The sequence below is a fragment of the Microtetraspora malaysiensis genome, assembly GCF_050947145.1.
In the GTDB taxonomy this organism is placed as follows: Bacteria; Actinomycetota; Actinomycetes; order Streptosporangiales; family Streptosporangiaceae; genus Microtetraspora_A; species Microtetraspora_A malaysiensis.
This window is the reverse complement of the sequence record NZ_CP191998.1, coordinates 8,363,790-8,382,500: the sequence shown is the minus strand read 5'-3', so window position 1 is coordinate 8,382,500 and position 18,711 is coordinate 8,363,790. Positions and strand designations below refer to the sequence as shown.

The following is an 18,711-nucleotide window of genomic DNA, read 5'->3' as shown; positions in this document are numbered from 1 at the left end:
GTGAAGCGGCGGAGTGATCCAGCCGTGGAGGTTGTGCGAGTGAGAATGCAGGCATGAGTAGCGAATCAGAAGTGAGAAACTTCTGCGCCGGATGACCAAGGGTTCCTGGGCTAGGCTAATCCGCCCAGGGTAAGTCGGGGCCTAAGGCGAGGCCGACAGGCGTAGTCGATGGATAACGGGTTGATATTCCCGTACCCGCTGTGATGCGCCCATATCGAATCCAGTGATACTAAGGGTCCTTAACCCCTGCTGTCCTTCGGGATGGTGGTGAGGGTGAACGCCTGGCCTGATCTGGTAGTAGGTAAGCGATGGGGTGACGCAGGAAGGTAGCCCATCCCGGGCGATGGTTGTTCCCGGGGTAAGCATGTAGGGCGGCAGATAGGCAAATCCGTCTGCCATGTAGCCTGAGATGTGATGCCGAGCCGATTGTGGTGAAGTGGGTGATCCTATGCTGCCAAGAAAAGCCTCTAGTGAGTGTCGTAGCGGCCCGTACCCGAAACCGACTCAGGTGGTCAGGTAGAGAATACTAAGGCGTTCGGGTGAACTGTGGTTAAGGAACTCGGCAAATTGCCCCCGTAACTTCGGGAGAAGGGGGGCCTCTGTTGGTGTAGGAGTTTTCCTCCGAAGCTGGTGGAGGCCGCAGTGGCCAGGGGGAAGCGACTGTTTACTAAAAACACAGGTCCGTGCGAAGTCGTAAGACGATGTATACGGACTGACGCCTGCCCGGTGCCGGAACGTTAAGGGGACCGGTTAGTGTGCCTTCGGGTATGCGAAGCTGAGAACTTAAGCGCCGGTAAACGGCGGTGGTAACTATAACCATCCTAAGGTAGCGAAATTCCTTGTCGGGTAAGTTCCGACCTGCACGAATGGCGTAACGACTTCCCCGCTGTCTCAACCACAGACCCGGTGAAATTGCACTACGAGTAAAGATGCTCGTTACGCGCAGCAGGACGGAAAGACCCCGGGACCTTCACTACAGCTTGACATTGGCGTTTGGAGCGTCTTGTGTAGGATAGGTGGGAGACTGGGAAGCCTCGACGCTAGTTGGGGTGGAGTCATTGGTGAAATACCACTCTGGTCGTTTTGAACGTCTAACCCGCGCCCGTGTATCCGGGTGGGGGACAGTGTCTGGTGGGTAGTTTAACTGGGGCGGTTGCCTCCTAAAGAGTAACGGAGGCGCCCAAAGGTTCCCTCAGCCTGGTTGGTAATCAGGTGTCGAGTGTAAGTGCACAAGGGAGCTTGACTGTGAGACTGACGGGTCGAGCAGGAGCGAAAGCTGGGACTAGTGATCCGGCATCGGCTTGTGGAAGCGGTGTCGCTCAACGGCTAAAAGGTACCCCGGGGATAACAGGCTGATCTTCCCCAAGAGTCCATATCGACGGGATGGTTTGGCACCTCGATGTCGGCTCGTCGCATCCTGGGGCTGGAGTAGGTCCCAAGGGTTGGGCTGTTCGCCCATTAAAGCGGTACGCGAGCTGGGTTTAGAACGTCGCGAGACAGTTCGGTCCCTATCCGCTGCGCGCGCAGGAGACTTGAGAGAGGCTGTCCCTAGTACGAGAGGACCGGGACGGACGAACCTCTGGTGTGCCAGTTGTTCCGCCAGGAGCACGGCTGGTTGGCTACGTTCGGAAGGGATAACCGCTGAAAGCATCTAAGCGGGAAGCTCGTCTCGAGATGAGGTCTCCCACCCTTTGTGGGGTAAGGCTCCCGGTAGATGACCGGGTTGATAGGCTGGAAGTGGAAGCGCGGTAACGTGTGGAGCTGACCGGTACTAATAGGCCGAGGACTTGTCCATAGATGTTCGCGTCGACTATGCGATTCAGAGACTGCAAACAGTCCTGCCCGCTGTGATGGTGGGTGGCTGGTTGTGTGTTTCATAGGGTTACGGCGGTTATAGCGGTTGGGAAACACCCGGTTACATTCCGAACCCGGTAGTTAAGCCTTCCAGCGCCGATGGTACTGCACTCGGGAGGGTGTGGGAGAGTAGGACGCCGCCGGACAATTTTTTGTGAGGAAGGGCTACCCCTTAACAGGGGTGGCCCTTTCTTCGTTTTTGGGGGTTGTTTCCGCGGTTGATTGGGGTTGTGGCCGCCGCTCGCGGCTGGTGGTTGTGGCCGGGGGCGGGGTTGTGGGTCGCCGGCCGGGGCTGGTGGTGGTGTTGTGTCGGCGATGGTTTGTGTGGTGGGTGTTTTGGGGGGTCCGGTGGGGCCCCTTTTTTGTTTTGGGGCTGTTTCTTCGGTGGGGTGGTGATGTCGGCGGGGTGAGGGTGCTGCTGTGGTGGGGGGGGATATTGAGGGCGGCGATTGCCGGCACCGGTCCCGAGAACCTGGTGGCGGGTGTGGGGTGCCGCGGCTGGTGTAAGGCGTTGGCGTAGGCGGCAATGGCGTGGATGGGGGTGTCTCTGCCGTGGGTCGTGTTGCTGTGGGGCGGGACGCGAGGATGGCTGCTCAGATCCGGTCGTGGTGGGTTATTGGAGCGAATGGTTGTCTGGTGACTTGCCAGTGACCGATACCCCGTGGATGCAATATCGTGCCGATCATGAGCCTTCCGACGCCGATGGAACCGAGGGACCCAAAGGAGATGCGGGCCTCGCATGAGGATCGCGACCGGGTCGCCGATGCGCTGCGGGTGGCCGCTGGGGATGGCCGGCTGACCATGGAAGAGCTCGAAGAGCGGCTGGAGGCGGCTTTCGCCGCCCGAACCTACGCGGACCTGGCGCCGCTACTGGGTGATCTGCCCGGGTATGGCTCGGGTGCGCTCGCCACCCTGAACCAGGCGCTCGCCGTTCCGCCAGTGCAGCCCAAAGATGTCGTGCACGTCAAGCGGGTCGGCGGCAGCGTCAGATATGAGGGGGTCTGGATCGTCCCGAAGAGGCTGGATCTGGACATGCGTGGAGGTTCGGTGCTCCTCGACTTCACCCGAGCGACGGTCGCGGGTACGACCACCGAGGTGAACGTGCGCATGCGCGGAGGGTCGCTGCGCATCATCGTCCCGCCGGGCTATGCCGTGGACGCCAACGAGGTGAGTATGCTCGGCGGCTCCGTGCGCGACCGGTCCGCCAAGAACGCGCCGCCGGACGTGCCGATCGGCCACCAGATCATCGTGGCCGGCGAGATCGCGGGTGGCAGTGTGGACATTCGCCCGCCTCGTCGCCCCGGCCGGCTGCGCCGCATGATCGGCCGGTCCACCAGGTAGCGGCGCTCAGCCCCGGGCGGGGACGGCCGGCCGTCGTTACGCCGCATCGCGGGGCCGGCGGGCCCCGCGTCCCCCGCATGCTTGGAGTCCGAAAGGAAGCTCAGCTGGAGATCAGGCGGTAGCCGACGCCGCGGACGGTTTGGATCATTTGGTCGTCCACGTCGCCGAGGCGGGCGCGGAGGCGCTTCACGTGGACCGCGATGGTGTTCGTGGACATGGCGTCGGAGGCATGCCAGACGTGTCGCATGATCTGTCCGCGGGTCACCGTACGGTCGGCGTTGCGCATCAGGTAGTGCAGGAGCTCGAACTCTCTGAGGGGGAGATGCACGATCTTCCCGCTGACCTTGACCTGGTAGGCGGTGACGTCCAGCGCGACGTTGCCGATCGTCAGTACGGTCCGCTCGATCTCCTGGCGCCGGAAGGCGGCCTGGACGAGGGGGAGTAGTTCGGGGGCGCGGTACGGCCGGGCCACGCAGGCTGTCGCCCCCGCGGCGAGGGCGAGTACGGCCTGCTCGGCATCGCTGCTGAAGTCGATGCCGAGCAGGACCGGTACGGCCCGCGCCAGCCGTACGGCGCGGACGAAGTCGAGCGGGCCGATGATGGGGAGCGAGGCGCTGATCAGGACGGCGTCGGGCTGGAGGGCGCCCGCCTGGAGCAGCGCCTGGGCGCCGTCGGCCACGCCGGCGACCTCGACGCCTTCGGGTTCAAGAGCTGCCGTGAGTTGCCGGATCAGGTCGTTGTCCGGATCGGCCACCAGGAGTATGGGTGCCGACCGAGTGTCCCCCACCACTGCGGGTACCGTCACCCGGGTTCCTCCACTTCGTTCCGTTCCGTTTCACGAAGAAGCCGGACCGCGCCCAGATTCGGGCCGGGGTCAGCCGAAACGGCCGGTGATGTAGTCCTCGGTCGCCTTCTCGCCGGGGTTGGTGAAGATCTTGGACGTGTCGTCCATCTCGATGAGCTTGCCCGGCTGGCCCTGGCCGGCCAGGTTGAAGAACGCGGTCTTGTCGCTGACGCGGGCGGCCTGCTGCATGTTGTGCGTCACGATCACGATCGTGTAGTCCTGCTTGAGCGACGAGATGAGGTCCTCGATCGCGAGCGTGGAGATCGGGTCGAGGGCCGAGCAGGGCTCGTCCATGAGCAGGACCTGCGGGCGTACGGCGATGGCCCGGGCGATGCACAGACGCTGCTGCTGGCCGCCGGAGAGGCCGGAGCCGGGCTTGTTGAGGCGGTCCTTGACCTCGTTCCAGAGGTTGGCGCCCTTGAGGGAGGACTCGACGATGCCGTCCAGCTCCGACCTGGAGAACCGCCCGTTGAGCCGGAGGCCGGCGGCGACGTTGTCGTAGATGGACATCGTCGGGAACGGGTTGGGCCGCTGGAACACCATGCCGATGGTCCGGCGGACGGAGACCGGATCCACGTTGGGACCGTAGAGGTCCTGGTCCTCCAGGCGGACCTTGCCCTCGACGCGGGCGCCGGGGACGACCTCGTGCATCCGGTTGAGCGTCCGCAGGAAGGTGGACTTGCCGCACCCGGACGGGCCGATGAACGCCGTCACGGTACGCGGCTCGATGGTCATCGTGATGTCCTCGATGGCCTTGTGCGCCCCGTAGTAGGCGTCGAGTCCGGAGACCTCGATCTGCTTGGCCATGTCCTAAGACCCTCTCTTCGCGGGCGAGCGCCACCACGCGATGAGGCGCGCCACCAGGTTGAGCAGCATGACGATCAGGATCAGGGTCAGTGCCCCGGTCCACGCGCGGTCGATCGCCGTGTCGGTCGGCCGTCCCGCCTGGTCGAAGACGTACAGGGGGAGGCCCATCTGCGGCCCGTTGAACGGGTTGTTGTTGATGGAGTCGGTGAAGAAGACGGTGAGCAGCAGCGGGGCGGTCTCGCCGGCGACGCGGGCGACGGCGAGCATCACGCCGGTCACGATGCCGGTGAACGCGGTGGGCAGCACGACCTTGACGATGGTGCGCCATTTCGGGACGCCCAGCGCGTACGACGCCTCGCGCAGGTCGTTCGGCACGAGGCGCAGCATTTCCTCGGCCGACCTGACCACCACGGGCATCATCAGGATGGACAGCGCCATCGCGCCGGCGAAGCCCGAGAAGGGCATGCCGAGGGCGAGGACCCAGAACGCCAGCACGAAGAGGCCGGAAACGACTGATGGGACGCCGGTCATGACGTCCACGAAGAAGCTGATCCACCGGGAGAGCCGGCCGCCGCTGCCGTACTCCACCAGGTAGACGGCGGTGAGCAGACCGATCGGCACCGCGATGAGCGAGGCGAAGAGGACCTGTTCCAGGGTTCCGATGATCGCGTGGTATGCGCCGCCGCCGGCGTCCCTGGCTCCGATGTTGCGCATCGAGTGGGTGAGGAACTCCAGGTCGAAGCGCGCCAGGCCGTTCTTGACGACGAGCCACAGCACCGACAGCAAAGGGACGACCGCGATGGCGAACGCGAGATAGACCAGCGCCTGGACGACGCGGTCCTTCACCCGGCGGCTGGTCGAGATGGGCTGGATGCCCGTTTGGACAGTGGTCATGCGGCCCTCGCGAACTCCTTACGGCGGGCAATGATCATGCGGGCGCCCATGTTCACCACCAGCGTGATCAGGAAGAGGACGAGACCGGACGCGATCAGCGCGCCACGGCCGATGGCGGTCGCCTCGCCGAATCCGTTGGCGATGTTGGCGGCGATGCTGTTGCCGTTCGGACCGAGGATCTGGAACGAGATCCCGAAGGTCGCGGGGAGGATGAGCGCGACCGCGATCGTTTCGCCCATGGCCCGTCCGAGGCCGAGCATCGCCGCGCTGATGATGCCGGGGCGGCCGAAGGGCAGCACCGACATCCGGATCATCTCCCACCGGGTGGCCCCGAGGGCGAGCGCGGCCTCCTCCTGCATCTTGGGCGCCTGGAGGAACACCTCGCGCGAGATCGCCGCGATGATCGGCAGGATCATGATCGCCAGCACGATGGATGCGGTCAGCATGGACTTGCCGACGACCTGGTCTCCGCCGAACAGCGGGATCCAGGCGAAGTACGTGTTCAGGAACTCCGACGGGCCGCGCATGAACGGCACCAGGAAGGTGACGCCCCACAGGCCGTAGACGACGCTGGGCACCGCGGCCAGCAGGTCGACGACGTAGCCGAGGACGGCGGCCAGGCGACGCGGCGCGTAGTGGGAGATGAACAGCGCCACGCCGATGGCGACCGGCGTCGCGATGATCAGCGCCAGGAATGAGCTGAGCACGGTTCCGAACGCGAGCGAGGCGATGCCGAACTGCGGCTCCACCGCGTTGGGGGTCCAGATCTTCTCGGTCAGGAAGTTCGCGGTGTTCGCCTGGAGCGCGGGGATGGCTTTGACGACCAGGAAGACGCCGACGGCCGCCATGATCGCCAGGAGGACGACGCCCGCTCCGGTCGAGGCGAAACGGAACGGCACATCGCCACGGCTGCGCCGGAAGGCGGACCGGCGCACGGCCGGTCCGCCTTCACGTGTAGGTGATGTCGTGACCATCTGGTTAGGAGATCGCCTCGACGGCGGTGCGAACCTTCGTGAGCAGGGTCGCCGGGAGCGGGGCGTAGCCGAGGCCGGTGAGCGCCTGCTGGCCCTCGTCGCTGGCCGTGTAGGTCAGGAAGGACTTGACCAGCTTGGTGTCCTCGGCGGACAGGCCCTTCTCGCAGGTGATCTCGTAGGTCACCAGGACGATCGGGTACGCGCCCGCGGCCTTGGTGGCGTAGTCGATCGACAGCTTCAGGTCGTTGCCGGTGCCGACGATCTCGGCCGACTCAACGGTCTTGGCCGCGCTCTCCGGGGTGAGCTCGACGAACTCACCGGAGCCGTTGGCGACCTTGGCCTTCTGGAGCTGCGAGTTCTCCGCGTACGCGAGGTCGACGTAGCTGATCGAGGCCTCGGTGCTCTTCACCGAGGAGGCGACCCCGTCGCTGCCCTTGGAGCCCTGGCCCTTGGCCTCGGCCGGCCAGGCCTTCGCCGGCTCGTACGGCCAGTCCGCCGTGGTCTTGAGGAACTTGGTGAAGTTGTCGCTGGTGCCCGACTCGTCCGAGCGGTGGAACGCCTGGATCGCGGTCGAGGGAAGCTTGGCGTCCGGGTTGTCGGCCTTGATCGCCGGGTCGTCCCACTTGGTGATCTGGCTGTTGAAGATGCCGGCGATCGTCTTCGGGGAGAGCTGCAGCCCGTCGACACCCGGGAGGTTGTAGACGACCGCGACCGGGCCGGTGACCATCGGAAGGTTGATCGCCTTGCCGGTCTTGCAACGGGCGTCGGCCTGCGCCGGCTCGCCCTTGTCGTCCTTCAGAGCGGAGTCGGAGCCCGCGAAGGCCACGGTGCCCTGGACGAACGCCTGGACGCCCGCGCCGGAACCGCTGGGCTGGTAGTTGAGGCTCACCCCCGGGTTCGCGGACTGGAAGGACTTCTTCCACTCCTCGATGGCGGGGCCCTGTGCGGAGGAGCCGGCCGCGTTGATGGTTCCCGACAGACCGCCGGCTGCGGCGGAGGAGCCGGCAGCGGGCGCACCACTGTCGGCGTCGGTGTTGTTATCAGTGCCGCACGCAGCGAGCGAAAGCACGCCGGCGATGGCGGCCGCGGCGAGCCGGCCTGCATACTTCACGGTTATGTCCTCCCACTTTGCTCTTTCAACAGGTAGGACGGTAAAGAGCCAAGGTGACTTAATCCCCCGTTAAAGGTGAACGGGTGGTGAACGGCCACAGTCGCTCTTGTGCCGATTCCCGTGGGGACACGGCGAGCTGGGACGATGAGCACATGAAGCGCATCTGCCTGGTCTGCCTGGGCAACATCTGCCGCTCGCCGATGGCGGAGTTCGTGCTCCGCCGCACGCTGGAGAAGCACGGCCTCGAGGTCGAGGTCGACAGCGCGGGCACCGGTGGCTGGCATGTCGGCGAGCCCATGGACGAGCGGGCGCTGGCGACGCTGGCCGAGGGCGGGTATGACGGCTCCACACACCGGGCCAGACGGTTCGACCCCGTCTGGTGCGCCGAGCGCGACCTCGTCCTGGTCATGGACGCGGAGAACCTGCGCGCCGTGCGCGGGATCACCCCGCCCGACGCGGATGTGCGGCTGTTCCGCTCCTTCGACCCCGCCTCGCCCCCGGGGGCGGAGGTGCCCGATCCGTACTACGGAGGCGGCTCGGGCTTCCGCGACGTGCTCAGGATGGTCGAGGCCGCCTCGGAAGGGCTGGCGACGTATCTTGCAGATCATTAGGGACCTGGGCTCCAGCCACGCCTGGACGCTGCACGAGGGCGAGATCGACGGCCGCCGGGTCTTCGTCAAGCGCGGCGCGGACTTGGCCTCCGAGGCGGCCGGGCTGCGCTGGCTGGCCGAGGCGGGGGCGGTCGCTGTACCCGAGGTCATCGAGGCCGGTGACGGCACGCTGGTCCTGGAGTGGATCGAGCCGGCGCACGCGAGCGCCGCCGCGGCCGAGCGATTCGGCCGCGAGCTGGCGGAGCTGCACCGCGCGGGCGCGCCCGATTTCGGCGCGCCATGGCCCGGCCACATCGCCGAGCTGCCCATGGACAACACGCCCGACCCGGACTGGCCGTCCTTCTATGTGCGGCGCCGCGTTCTCCCGTTCGTACGGCTGGCACGGGACGGCGGGGCGCTGACGGCCGCGGACGTGAAACTGATCGAGGAGGCGTGCGACCTCATCCCGGAGGTTTGCGGCCCCGCCGAGCCGCCGAGCCGCATCCACGGCGATCTCTGGAGCGGCAATGTGCTCTGGACGGCGTTCTCCGGCGGGTCCGGCGCGGAGCGGGCCGTCCTCATCGATCCGGCCGCGCACGGCGGGCACCGGGAGACGGACCTTGCCATGCTCGCCCTCTTCGGCGCGCCGCATCTGAACACGATCCTCGCGGCGTACCGCGAGGCCGCGCCGCTCGCCGACGGGTGGCGCGAGCGCGTGCCCATGCACCAGTTTCACCCGCTGCTCGTCCATGTCTGTCTGTACGGCGAGGCCTACCGCGGCAGCCTGCTGTCGGCGGTGTCGCAGATTCTCGCCCTGTGACCGGCGTGAAACGACGCCCTGACAGCTGAACCGGGATCAGTCCCGGTTCAGCAGCTTGAGCACCTCGTCGTGCAGCCGGCCGTTGGTGCAGACCATGCTGCCGGCCTCCAACGGGTCGTCGCCGCCGACGGCGGTGCAGGTGCCGCCCGCCTCCTCCACGATCACGGTGAGCGCGGCCATGTCCCAGGGCGACAGCTCGGGCTCGGCGGAGATGTCGACCGCGCCCTCGGCGACCATCATGTGCGACCAGAAGTCGCCGTACGCCCGCGTGCGCCAGACCCCGCGCATGAGATCGAGCATGTTGTCGAGCCGCCCCTGCTCCTCCCAGCCGGTGAGGCTGGAGTAGGAGAACGACGCGTCGGCGAGCCGGCCCACGCCCGAGACCGCGCAACGGGTGGCCTTGGTCAGGTTGCGGCCGGTCCACGCGCCGCCGTCCCTGACGGCCCACCAGCGGCGGTTGAGCGCCGGGGCGGAGACGACGCCGACGACGACCTTGCCCTCCTCCATCAGTGCGATGAGGGTGGCCCAGACGGGGACGCCGCGCACGTAGTTCTTCGTGCCGTCGATGGGGTCGATCACCCACGAGCGCATGCCGTACCCGGTCTTGCCGAACTCCTCGCCCACGATGGCGTCGCGCGGCCGGGCCCGGCGCAGGGTGCCGCGGATGGCCTCCTCGACCGCGCGGTCGGCGTCGCTGACCGGCGAGAGGTCGGGTTTGGTGTCGACCTTGAGGTCGACCGCCTTGAAGCGGCGCATGGTGATGTCGTCGGCGGCGTCCGCCATCACGTGCGCGAGACGCAGATCGTCGCTGTAGCCGGTCACGGGGACCCACGCTATCGCGTCCCGCGCCGGTCACATCAGATCAGGGATCGCCCCAAAATGTACTGCAGAGTAACATTCCGCCATGGATATCGGCGCTTTCATGCTCGACAGCGTGCCCTTCGCCCGGTTGCTCGGCATCTCCTTCGACTCGGTCGGCGTGGGGACGGCGACCGCCCGCCTGCCCGACCGCGCTGACCTGCACAATCACGTCGGCGGACCGCACGCGGGCGCGCTCTTCTCGCTGGCGGAGTCGGCCTCGGGCGCGGCCATGCTGTCAGTCTTCGGCGACGAGCTCTCCCGGGCCGTTCCCCTCGCGACCTCGGCCGAGATCCGCTACCTCAAGCTGGCCAAGGGAGAGGTGACCGGCACCGCGACGCTGCGGGCCGACCGTGCGGAGGTCGTGGCCCTGCTGGACGAGGGGAAGCGGCCCGAGTTCACCGTCGCGGTGGCGATCAGGAACGCCGACGACGTGGTCGTCTCCGAGGTGGTCGTCTCCTGGACCCTGCGCCCCAACCGTCAGCCGTAGCCTGATCGGCGGAAGGCCTCCGGTGTGGTGGAAACGTCCACCACACCGGGCACCAGAGTCCGCCCGGGCGCGTAGTGATAGATCGGAACGGTGTGATCGGTGGTGAGCTCCTCGTTCTTGGCCACGCCCGCGTTCTGCACGTCCAGAGCCACCCAGATCTTGGTGCGCTCGCCCAGGTTGGCCGTCTTGATCGTGACCGCGCAGGCGCTCATGGTGTTGGCGTAGTAGAGGTCAGAGCGCGTCGTCGCCGCCCTCACGGCTGGTGAGCAGCCGGCGCAGGGACTCCAGCCGGGTGGGATCGGCGTGCCCCTCGGCCACGAAACGGTCGAGGGCGCACCCGTCGCCGAGGTGCGTGCACCCCTTGGGGCACTCGACGGTCGCCTCGTTCAGGTCGGGGAAGGACGCGAGCACGGTCTCCACATGCACGTGCGCCAGGCCGAAGCTGCGCACCCCGGGCGTGTCGATGATCCAGCCGCCCTCGGGCAGCTCCAGCGCCACGGCCGAGGTCGAGGTGTGCCGGCCGCGACCGGTCACCACGTTGACGTGCGAGACCGCCCGCCCGGCGGTCGGGACGAGCGCGTTGACCAGCGTCGACTTGCCGACCCCCGAATGGCCGACGAGCACGCTGATCCGGTCTTCCATGTGGCCGCGCAGCTCGTCCAGCTGTCCGCCCTTGCTCACCACGACGTACGGCACGCCGAGCGGGTCGTAGAGCGCGACCAGCTCGTCGGCGGGCGCGAGGTCCGCCTTGGTCAGGCAGAGCAGCGGATCGATGTCGGCGTCGTACGCCGCGACCAGCAGCCGGTCGATCATACGGGGGCGCGGCGGGGGATCGGCCAGCGCGGTGACGATGACGAGCTGGTCGGCGTTGGCCACGACGGGACGCTCGATGTCGTCGGTGTCGTCGGCGCTGCGCCGGAGCATCGAGCGGCGCTCCTCCACCCGGACCACCCGGGCGAGTGTGTCCGGACGGCCGCTCACGTCGCCGACGAGGGCGACACGGTCGCCGACCACGATGCCCTTCCTGCCCAGCTCGCGCGCCTTCATCGCGACGACGGTGACGTCACCCACCAGGCAGGTGTAGCGCCCGCGGTCGACGGCCACGACGAACCCCTCGACGGCCTTCTCGTGCGCAGGGCGCAGCCGGGTCCGCGGCCGGGACCCCTTGCCCGGCCGGATCCTGACGTCGTCCTCGTCGTAGTGCCGCTTACTCAGTCTGTCCGTCCCTCTCGTGCGCCCGCGCTCCCGGCGCGGGTACGGCGTGCCCCGGTCACCGCGTGCCGGTGGCGTCCGTCGTGTCCGTAACGTCTCCCGAGCCGGCCAGCATGTCGGTCCACATGCGGGCGAAGTCCGGCAGGGTTTTGCCCGTGGTCGCGATGTTCTCCACCTCGACCCCCGGCACCGCCAGGCCGATCACCGCGCCGGCCGTGGCCATCCGGTGGTCCTCGTAGCTGTGGAAGACCCCGCCCGACAGCGGGCGCGGCCGGATCTCCAGGCCGTCGTCGGTCTCGCGGGCGTCGCCGCCGAGCCGGTTGATCTCGGTGGCGAGCGCGGCGATCCGGTCGGTCTCGTGCCCCCGGATGTGCGCCACGCCGGTGATCCGCGACGGGCCGTCGGCCAGCGCGGCGAGCGCGGCGATCGTGGGCGTCAGCTCGCTCACCTCGTGCAGGTCCGCCTCGATGCCGCGCACCCGGCCGGTGCCGGTAACACGCAGCCCTTCCGGCGTGCGCGCCACGTCCGCGCCCATCTCGGCGAGCAGCTCGCGGAGCAGGTCCCCGCCCTGCGTGGTCTCCTCGGGCCAGTCCGGCACGGTGACCGCTCCGCCGGTGACGAGCGCGGCCGCCAGGAAAGGCGCGGCGTTCGACAGGTCGGGCTCGACGACGACGTCCCGTGCCGCGATCGGACCCGGCTCGACCCGCCACACGTCGGGCGCGGAGTCGTCGACCTCGACCCCCGCCTCACGGAGCAGGTGCACCGTCATCGCGATGTGCGGCATCGAGGGGACCGGAGGCCCGCTGTGCCGTACGGTGACGCCCTTCTCGAAGCGCGGCGCGGCCAGCAACAGGCCGGACACCATCTGCGAGGAGACCGAGGCGTCCAGCACGACCTCGCCGCCCGTGATCGGCCCGCGTACGGTGAACGGCAGCGCGTCCGCGCTCACGCTCGCGCCTAGGGCGCGCAGCGCGCCCAGGATCGGGCCCATCGGCCGCTTGCGGGCGTGCGGATCGCCGTCGAAGAAGACCTCGCCGTCCGCGAGCGCCGCGACCGGCGGCACGAACCGCATGACGGTGCCCGCCAGGCCGACGTCGATCGAGGCGCCGCCCCTGATCGGGCCGGGGGTGACCGCCCAGTCCACGCTCGACACGCTCTCGTTCGACGCGGTCATCTCCGCGCCGAGCGAGCGCAGCGCCGCGACCATGAGGTCGGCGTCCCTGCTGCGCAGCGCGAGCCGTACGGACCCGGGGGCCTCGGCCAGCGCGGCCAGGAGCAGCACCCGGTTGGTCACAGACTTCGAGCCGGGCAGGCGGACCGTCGCGTGGATCGGCCCGGTCGCTACGGGAGCAGGCCACAGAGGCTGGGTCGGCATGGCTGAAAGCCTACCGGCAGGCCCGGGCCGCGTCGGGGTGCCGTTCGGCGGCCTGGATGGTGCAAGGTGGGGGGTATGTGCGGAAGGTACGCGTCCACCCGCAAGCGGGATGAGCTCCTGCAGGAGTTCGAGGTCGAGCTCGACACGGGCGAGGAGATCGGCCCGGATTACAACGTCGCACCGACCAAGCAGGTCTACGCGGTGATGAGCCGGGTGCCCAAGGAAGAGAGCACGGAGCGGCCGGTACGCCAGCTCAGGGTGGTCCGTTGGGGACTCGTGCCGAGTTGGGCCAAGGACCCGTCGATCGGATCGCGCATGATCAACGCCAGGGTGGAGACCGTCGCGGAGAAGCCGGCCTTCCGCAGGGCGTTCGCCTCGCGCCGCTGCCTGCTCCCCGCGGACGGCTTCTACGAGTGGATGAAGGCGCCCGAGGGGGCCAAGCCCGCGAAGCAGCCGTACTTCATCCATCCGGAGGACGGCGGCGTCATGGCCATGGCGGGGCTGTACGAGTTCTGGAAGGACCCCTCGCGCGCCGACGACGACCCGCTCAAGTGGCTGTGCACCTGCACGGTGATCACGACCGACGCCGAGGACGGGGTCGGCCACATCCACGAGCGCATGCCGATGATGATCGAGCGGGAGAGGTGGGCCGAATGGCTCGACCCCCGCGTGAGCGACGCGAGCCGGTTGCTGGTCCCCGCGCTCGCCGGGCGGCTGGCGGCCTATCCCGTCTCGACCGCGGTCAACAACGTCCGCAACAACGGTCCCGACCTCGTTGAGCCGCTCAAGGACGACGGCGACCGGGCCGTGCTCTTCTGAACGAGGAGTGAAAAGGCCGCACCAAGCGGGCATCCACTGAAGAAAGGGAGGCCGCGGGCTCCCTTCCGCAAAACCCATGACCCCGCCGGACGGAGTCGCCCACTTCTTACGGAAAGGCGGGCGGACGGACCTCGGCCGACGGGTCAGGCCGTACGGGTCACCCCTTCTTGCGGGCGCTGGCCACGAGGTGGATGCCCACCGTGTCCTCTTCCTCCGGCCGGGTCGCCAGCTCGGTGCGTACGAGCCGGGTCAGGGAGTTACCGCCGGAGGCGAGCACGTGATCGACCGTGGACGGCGACAGCACCGTGCGCGGCCGCACCCACTCCACCTCCAGCCCGGCGGCCGTCAGCAGCTCGCGGAGCTGGACGCTGGTGAAGCAGCGGGTGATGCTCCCGTCGGGCCAGGGCACAAGCATGACCTCGCCGGTCTGGCACAGGTGCGCCCAGTAGTTCTGCTCGGCGAGGATCGCCATGCCGAGGACCAGTGAGTCGACGCACACCAGCGTCCGCCCGCCCGGCTTCAGCACGCGGGCGACGTCCTCGATCACGGACTCGGCCATGATCTCGACCGAGAGGGCGCGCTCCTCCGCGATCACCGCGTCCACGCAGGCGTCGGGGAGGAAGCCGAGATCGTCGGCCCGGACCTTCTGCACGTGGCCGGACGCGTCGCGCAGCCACGGCTCGGACAGCCGTCGGAAGTCCATCACCTGGATGACCCGATGTCCCGCCCGTGCGGCCTGAGCCGTCCAGCGGCCGCGGCCGCCGGACAGGTCGAGCAGCAGGGAGGGGCGTTCGGGCAGCCATCGGCGGAGCTGTTCGGCGACGACCGCGTGATAGAAGGTCCAGTACGGCCCGAGCGCTCCCGAGCCGTTGAGTTCGTTGGCCGGAATGGGCAGCACGAGCGGCTCCTGGACTATGGCTACCTCAGAAAGCGACATGAGATAGCGGAAATCGGTTTCCGGGCTACCAGCCGGTACGTAGGTCCTTCCCCAAAGAGGGGTGTTCGTACCGCGAAAACGTACCGGGAACAGACTCTACGCCCGCCCTGTTGCAGTTGTGCATGAACGCGTTGCTCGCGCCCCTGGCCCAGGGGGAAGGCGCCACTACCCTGCCGGTATTCTCGGCTACGTACGGCGTCCTAGAGGGGGTGGGTCCGGTCTCCAAGACAGCTGAGGAGACTCTGGAGCAGCGCAGCGAGCGGTTCGAGCGCGACGTCATGCCGTATCTCGACCAGTTGTACTCCGCCGCGCTCCGGATGACCCGGAACCCCGCAGACGCCGAGGATCTTCTCCAGGAGACCTTCGCCAAGGCATTCGCCTCGTTCCACCAGTTCCAGGAGGGCACCAACCTCAAGGCCTGGCTCTACCGCATTCTGACGAACACGTTCATCAACAGCTATCGGAAGAAGCAGCGGGAGCCCAAGCAGGCCGGGACCGAGGAGATCGAGGACTGGCAGCTCGCCAGGGCCGAGTCGCACACCTCGACCGGGCTGAAGTCGGCCGAGGTCGAGGCGCTGGAGCACCTGCCCGACAGCGACGTGAAGGACGCCCTCGCCGCGCTCCCCGAGGATTTCCGCATCGCGGTGTACCTTGCCGATGTCGAGGGCTTCCCGTACAAGGAGATCGCCGACATCATGGGGACCCCCATCGGGACCGTGATGTCGCGGCTGCATCGTGGTCGGAGACAACTGCGAACACAGCTTGAGGACTACGCGCGCGCTCGCGGCCTGGTGCGGGACGAGGAGGGGCGATGAGCTGCGGCGACCACCACGACACCGACTGTGGTGAGGTTCTTGACCGGGTCTACAGCTACCTCGACGGCGAGCTGGACGACAGCAGGCGGGCCGAGATCCGTCAGCACTTGGAAGAGTGCGGGCCCTGTCTGGAGGAGTACGGCCTGGAGAAGGTCGTCAAGCAGCTCGTCGCCAAGCACTGCGGCTGTGATCCCGTGCCCGGGGACCTGCGCGACAAAGTCCTCGCCCGCATCGCGCAGGTACGAGCCGAGCTGGCCGATTAGGATCACCCCGTACACCTGACGAAGGGGCGGGAATGCGCGTACTGGTCACCGGCGGGGCGGGATTCATCGGCTCGAACCTCGTCGACCGCCTGTTGGCCGACGGGCACGAGGTCGCGGTGGTGGACGACCTGTCCTCCGGGAACACCCGCAACCCCGACGCCGCCCTGCACACGATGGACGTGCGGGACCCCGCCCTCGCCGAGACGGCCGGGGCGTGGCGTCCGGAGGTGGTCTGCCACCTGGCGGCCCAGATCAGCGTCCGCAAGAGCGTCGCCGACCCGCTGCACGACGCCCGGGTGAACGTCGAGGGCACCCTCAACGTCCTGGAGGCCGCCCGCCGCAGCGGCGCCCGCAAGGTCGTCTACGCCTCCTCGGTGGCCGTGTACGGCAGGCCCGCCGCCATCCCGGTGCCCGGGGACGCGCCCACCGACCCGCGCTCGCCGTACGCCGCTTCCAAGCTGAGCGGCGAGGTCTACCTGTCGGCCTACAGCGCGCTGCACGGGCTCGAATACACCACACTCGTGTTGTCCAACGTGTACGGCCCGCGCCAGTCACCCGAGGGCGAGGCCGGGGTGGTCGCGATCTTCACGGACGCGCTCCTCGCCGGACGCCCCACCATCCTGTACGGCGATGGCTCGCAGACACGGGACTATGTCTTCGTCGAGGACGTCGTGGACGGCTTCGCCCGCGCGTGCGGCTCCGCCGGGAACGGGCGCAGGTTCAACCTCGGCACCGGCGTGCAGACGACCGACCGCGAGCTGCACGCGTTCGTCGCCGCCGCGGCCGGCGCACCCGACGAGCCCGGCCTGGCCCCGGCCCGCCTCGGGGACCTGCCCGCCATGGCCGTCGATCCCGAGCCGGCCCGCGAGGGCCTGGGCTGGCGTCCCCGCACCGATCTCGCCACCGGCCTCAAGGCCACCGTCTCCTGGGCGCTGTCCCGCTCCTGAAACCGTTGCTGCTGAGACCGACGGGGTTTGCCGGGCCGGCGTGACGGGCACGTCACCGAGTTCCGGACGGTCGACGGCCGAACAGCCAGAGCCGGCGTTGCCGCCCCACCACGCGTGACAGCGGGAGGCGCGGGCGCGCGGGTGTGTCTCGAACCACCGGGCGAACCAGGGCGAATGCGCACAGCGTGATTGGTTGGTCACGGTTTGGCTGCGGTTCGCCGAGCTATCTGACCGGGCGCGCGGGCTTCTGTAGCCTGTGGGCGGATTTCGATGTGGAGGCAGCGATGTTCAACAGAGTGGCCACCAAGTTGCTGGCGGCGTTGATGCTGCTCACGCCCATGGTGGTGTTCGTGGCCGAGACCGGCGTGATCTCCGGGATCTCCTGGACCTGAGCCGCGAGGTGGCCGCATGCGGGAACTGCCGTGGCCGGCGAAGGTCTACTTCGTCGTACTGAACGCCGCCGCCGTCGCGCTGGTGGTCGAGAGCGCCGTCACCCCTGGGTGGTTCGACCAGGCCGAGCTGCCGACGCTCGTCGTGCTGGCGCTGCTCTTCCTGGTGTGTGAGTCCGTGCCCACGGTGCTCAACGTGCCGCAGGCCGCGATCTCGGTGAGCTTCTCCGCCGCGCTGGCGGCCGTCGTGCTCGTCGGCCCCGAGGGAGCGGCGCTGGTCGGGCTCATGGCGGTCGTCAGCGTGCGGCCCGGCCTGCCGGTGGTGAAGCGCCTCTTCAACGGCGCCCAGTTCGTGATCTGCGGATACGCCGCGGGTGTGGCGTTCGAGCTGGCCGGCGGCACCCCCGGCCTGCCGCGCGAAAACGACTTCCCCGGGGTGGTCGTCCCGTACGGCGCGGCAACGGCGGCGTTCGTGCTGATCAACTTCGCGCTGACCGCGGTCATCCTGCTGCTGGCCGAGGGCGTGGGGAAGGACCAGGTGCCGCTCCGCGGCACGGTGCAGATCCTGGGGTCCTATCTCGGCTACGCGACCTTCGGTCTGCTGATCGCCGGTCTGTGGGCGACCGTGCAGTCGATCTCGGCGGTGCTGGTCCTGATCCCACTGTTCGTGGCCCGCTGGGCGTTCGGGCACTATCACGCCCAGCAGCGCTCCTACGACGCGACGATCGCCGCGCTGTGCCAGGCGGTCGAGACGAAGGACTACTACACCCGGGGCCACTGCACCCGCGTCTCGCGGGCCTCGTCCATGATCGCCGAGGAGATCGGCATGGGCACCGAGCGCCTGCGCGCCATCCGGTACGCCGGGATGCTGCACGACGTCGGCAAGCTGGGCGTGCCGACCAAGGTCCTGCAGAAGGACGGCAAGCTGACCGAGGAGGAGTTCGCCGCTATCCAGCTCCACCCCATGCGCGGGCTGGAGATCGTGCACGGCATCGACTTCCTCGACGAGGCGTTCGCCGGGATCATGCACCACCACGAACGGCAGGACGGCAAGGGCTACCCCATGGGGCTCGCCGGGGACGAGATCCCCGAGTTCGCCCGCATCATCGCGGTGGCCGACGCCTTCGACTCGATGACGTCCGACCGGGCGTATCGGAAGGCGAAGTCGATCGAGGAGGCGGTGGCCGAGCTGCGCAAGGGCGCGGGCACCCAGTTCGACCCCGTCATGGTGAACACCTTCATCAAGGCGCTCGACCGGCACGGCTGGGAGCCGCCGCGCGCGGTGTCCGCGCCACCGGGGCCCGCGGTGGCCGCGGCCAAGGACCACGATGATCCCACCATGCCCATCCAGGTCATCTCGGAACGCTGAGG

Annotated in this window: 19 protein-coding genes and 2 rRNA genes (1 of these 21 cut by a window edge); 11 read left to right on the top strand and 10 right to left on the bottom strand. The window is 68.3% G+C overall.

From position 1 onward, the window contains the following. The 3 genes from ACQP1V_RS39100 to ACQP1V_RS39090 all read left to right on the top strand — a co-directional run. A 23S ribosomal RNA gene (locus tag ACQP1V_RS39100) occupies positions 1-1,795 on the top strand; it begins 1,309 nt to the left of the window's first position. Between the two features lie 88 nt (positions 1,796-1,883). Beyond that, positions 1,884-2,000, top strand: a 5S ribosomal RNA gene (rrf, locus tag ACQP1V_RS39095). Between the two features lie 538 nt (positions 2,001-2,538). Further along, on the top strand, positions 2,539-3,195 hold the full coding sequence (locus ACQP1V_RS39090; protein WP_387415131.1) for a DUF1707 SHOCT-like domain-containing protein: 657 nt from the start codon (positions 2,539-2,541) through the stop codon (positions 3,193-3,195). A gap of 100 nt (positions 3,196-3,295) precedes the next feature. Here the strand turns inward: ACQP1V_RS39090 and ACQP1V_RS39085 are convergent, their stop codons facing one another. The 5 genes from ACQP1V_RS39085 to pstS form a co-directional block, all read right to left on the bottom strand. After that, positions 3,296-4,000: a response regulator transcription factor gene (locus ACQP1V_RS39085; protein ID WP_433416013.1), complete on the bottom strand. Its 705-nt coding sequence runs from the start codon at positions 3,998-4,000 to the stop codon at positions 3,296-3,298. A gap of 69 nt (positions 4,001-4,069) precedes the next feature. Next, positions 4,070-4,846 (bottom strand): phosphate ABC transporter ATP-binding protein PstB, encoded by a 777-nt coding sequence (gene pstB / locus ACQP1V_RS39080; protein WP_433416010.1) that lies wholly within the window; start codon positions 4,844-4,846, stop codon positions 4,070-4,072. A gap of 3 nt (positions 4,847-4,849) precedes the next feature. Beyond that, positions 4,850-5,740 carry a phosphate ABC transporter permease PstA gene (pstA, locus tag ACQP1V_RS39075; protein WP_067125907.1) on the bottom strand — a complete coding sequence of 297 codons (891 nt, stop codon included), beginning with the start codon at positions 5,738-5,740 and terminating at the stop codon, positions 4,850-4,852. Next, complete coding sequence (gene pstC / locus ACQP1V_RS39070) at positions 5,737-6,714, bottom strand: phosphate ABC transporter permease subunit PstC (RefSeq protein ID WP_433416007.1); 978 nt, start codon at positions 6,712-6,714, stop codon at positions 5,737-5,739. Before pstC ends, pstA begins: the two co-directional genes overlap by 4 nt. 4 nt (positions 6,715-6,718) lie before the next feature. Then, positions 6,719-7,825, bottom strand: a complete 1,107-nt coding sequence (gene pstS, locus ACQP1V_RS39065) for a phosphate ABC transporter substrate-binding protein PstS (RefSeq protein WP_433416004.1) — start codon at positions 7,823-7,825, stop codon at positions 6,719-6,721. 152 nt (positions 7,826-7,977) lie between these two features. Here pstS and ACQP1V_RS39060 point away from each other — a divergent pair, with 152 nt between their 5' ends. Beyond that, the gene (locus tag ACQP1V_RS39060; protein ID WP_433416001.1) at positions 7,978-8,436 is read left to right on the top strand and encodes a low molecular weight protein-tyrosine-phosphatase; all 459 of its coding nucleotides are present in this window, start codon (positions 7,978-7,980) and stop codon (positions 8,434-8,436) included. Next, complete coding sequence (locus ACQP1V_RS39055) at positions 8,423-9,235, top strand: fructosamine kinase family protein (protein WP_433415998.1); 813 nt, start codon at positions 8,423-8,425, stop codon at positions 9,233-9,235. Before ACQP1V_RS39060 ends, ACQP1V_RS39055 begins: the two co-directional genes overlap by 14 nt. A gap of 36 nt (positions 9,236-9,271) precedes the next feature. Here the strand turns inward: ACQP1V_RS39055 and hisN are convergent, their stop codons facing one another. Then, positions 9,272-10,018 (bottom strand): histidinol-phosphatase, encoded by a 747-nt coding sequence (gene hisN / locus ACQP1V_RS39050; protein WP_433426103.1) that lies wholly within the window; start codon positions 10,016-10,018, stop codon positions 9,272-9,274. 121 nt (positions 10,019-10,139) lie between these two features. Between hisN and ACQP1V_RS39045 the strand changes: the two genes are divergently transcribed. Further along, the gene (locus ACQP1V_RS39045; protein WP_067125891.1) at positions 10,140-10,583 is read left to right on the top strand and encodes a DUF4442 domain-containing protein; all 444 of its coding nucleotides are present in this window, start codon (positions 10,140-10,142) and stop codon (positions 10,581-10,583) included. On the opposite strand, the gene ACQP1V_RS39040 is transcribed toward ACQP1V_RS39045, so the two are convergent. The 3 genes from ACQP1V_RS39040 to aroA all read right to left on the bottom strand — a co-directional run bounded on the left by ACQP1V_RS39040 (position 10,574) and on the right by aroA (position 13,170). Then, positions 10,574-10,795, bottom strand: coding sequence for a hypothetical protein (locus tag ACQP1V_RS39040; RefSeq protein ID WP_433415995.1), 222 nt, complete (start codon positions 10,793-10,795; stop codon positions 10,574-10,576). The genes ACQP1V_RS39045 and ACQP1V_RS39040 overlap by 10 nt on opposite strands. A 19-nt stretch (positions 10,796-10,814) precedes the next feature. Continuing rightward, positions 10,815-11,762, bottom strand: a complete 948-nt coding sequence (gene rsgA, locus ACQP1V_RS39035; protein WP_245658080.1) for a ribosome small subunit-dependent GTPase A — start codon at positions 11,760-11,762, stop codon at positions 10,815-10,817. A gap of 91 nt (positions 11,763-11,853) precedes the next feature. Further along, on the bottom strand, positions 11,854-13,170 hold the full coding sequence (aroA, locus tag ACQP1V_RS39030; protein ID WP_433415992.1) for a 3-phosphoshikimate 1-carboxyvinyltransferase: 1,317 nt from the start codon (positions 13,168-13,170) through the stop codon (positions 11,854-11,856). Positions 13,171-13,245: 75 nt separating this feature from the next. On the opposite strand from aroA, the gene ACQP1V_RS39025 reads away from it, so the two are divergent. Next, positions 13,246-13,989 (top strand): SOS response-associated peptidase, encoded by a 744-nt coding sequence (locus ACQP1V_RS39025; protein WP_067125883.1) that lies wholly within the window; start codon positions 13,246-13,248, stop codon positions 13,987-13,989. 157 nt (positions 13,990-14,146) lie between these two features. On the opposite strand, the gene ACQP1V_RS39020 is transcribed toward ACQP1V_RS39025, so the two are convergent. Further along, positions 14,147-14,887, bottom strand: a complete 741-nt coding sequence (locus ACQP1V_RS39020; RefSeq protein ID WP_387415115.1) for a class I SAM-dependent methyltransferase — start codon at positions 14,885-14,887, stop codon at positions 14,147-14,149. A 248-nt stretch (positions 14,888-15,135) separates the two neighbouring features. Here ACQP1V_RS39020 and ACQP1V_RS39015 point away from each other — a divergent pair, with 248 nt between their 5' ends. The 4 genes from ACQP1V_RS39015 (at position 15,136) to ACQP1V_RS39000 (ending at position 18,709) form a co-directional block, all read left to right on the top strand. Continuing rightward, positions 15,136-15,741, top strand: coding sequence for a sigma-70 family RNA polymerase sigma factor (locus ACQP1V_RS39015; protein WP_066950648.1), 606 nt, complete (start codon positions 15,136-15,138; stop codon positions 15,739-15,741). After that, positions 15,738-16,004: a mycothiol system anti-sigma-R factor gene (gene rsrA / locus ACQP1V_RS39010; RefSeq protein ID WP_067125872.1), complete on the top strand. Its 267-nt coding sequence runs from the start codon at positions 15,738-15,740 to the stop codon at positions 16,002-16,004. The genes ACQP1V_RS39015 and rsrA overlap by 4 nt, the downstream gene beginning before the upstream one ends. A gap of 32 nt (positions 16,005-16,036) precedes the next feature. Further along, entirely contained in the window at positions 16,037-16,951 is a 915-nt protein-coding gene (locus ACQP1V_RS39005) for an NAD-dependent epimerase/dehydratase family protein (protein ID WP_067125869.1), read from the top strand. A 408-nt stretch (positions 16,952-17,359) separates the two neighbouring features. Next, a complete protein-coding gene (locus ACQP1V_RS39000) occupies positions 17,360-18,709 on the top strand; it encodes an HD-GYP domain-containing protein (protein WP_433415988.1) in 1,350 nt (449 codons plus the stop codon). Positions 18,710-18,711: the final 2 nt, after the last annotated feature.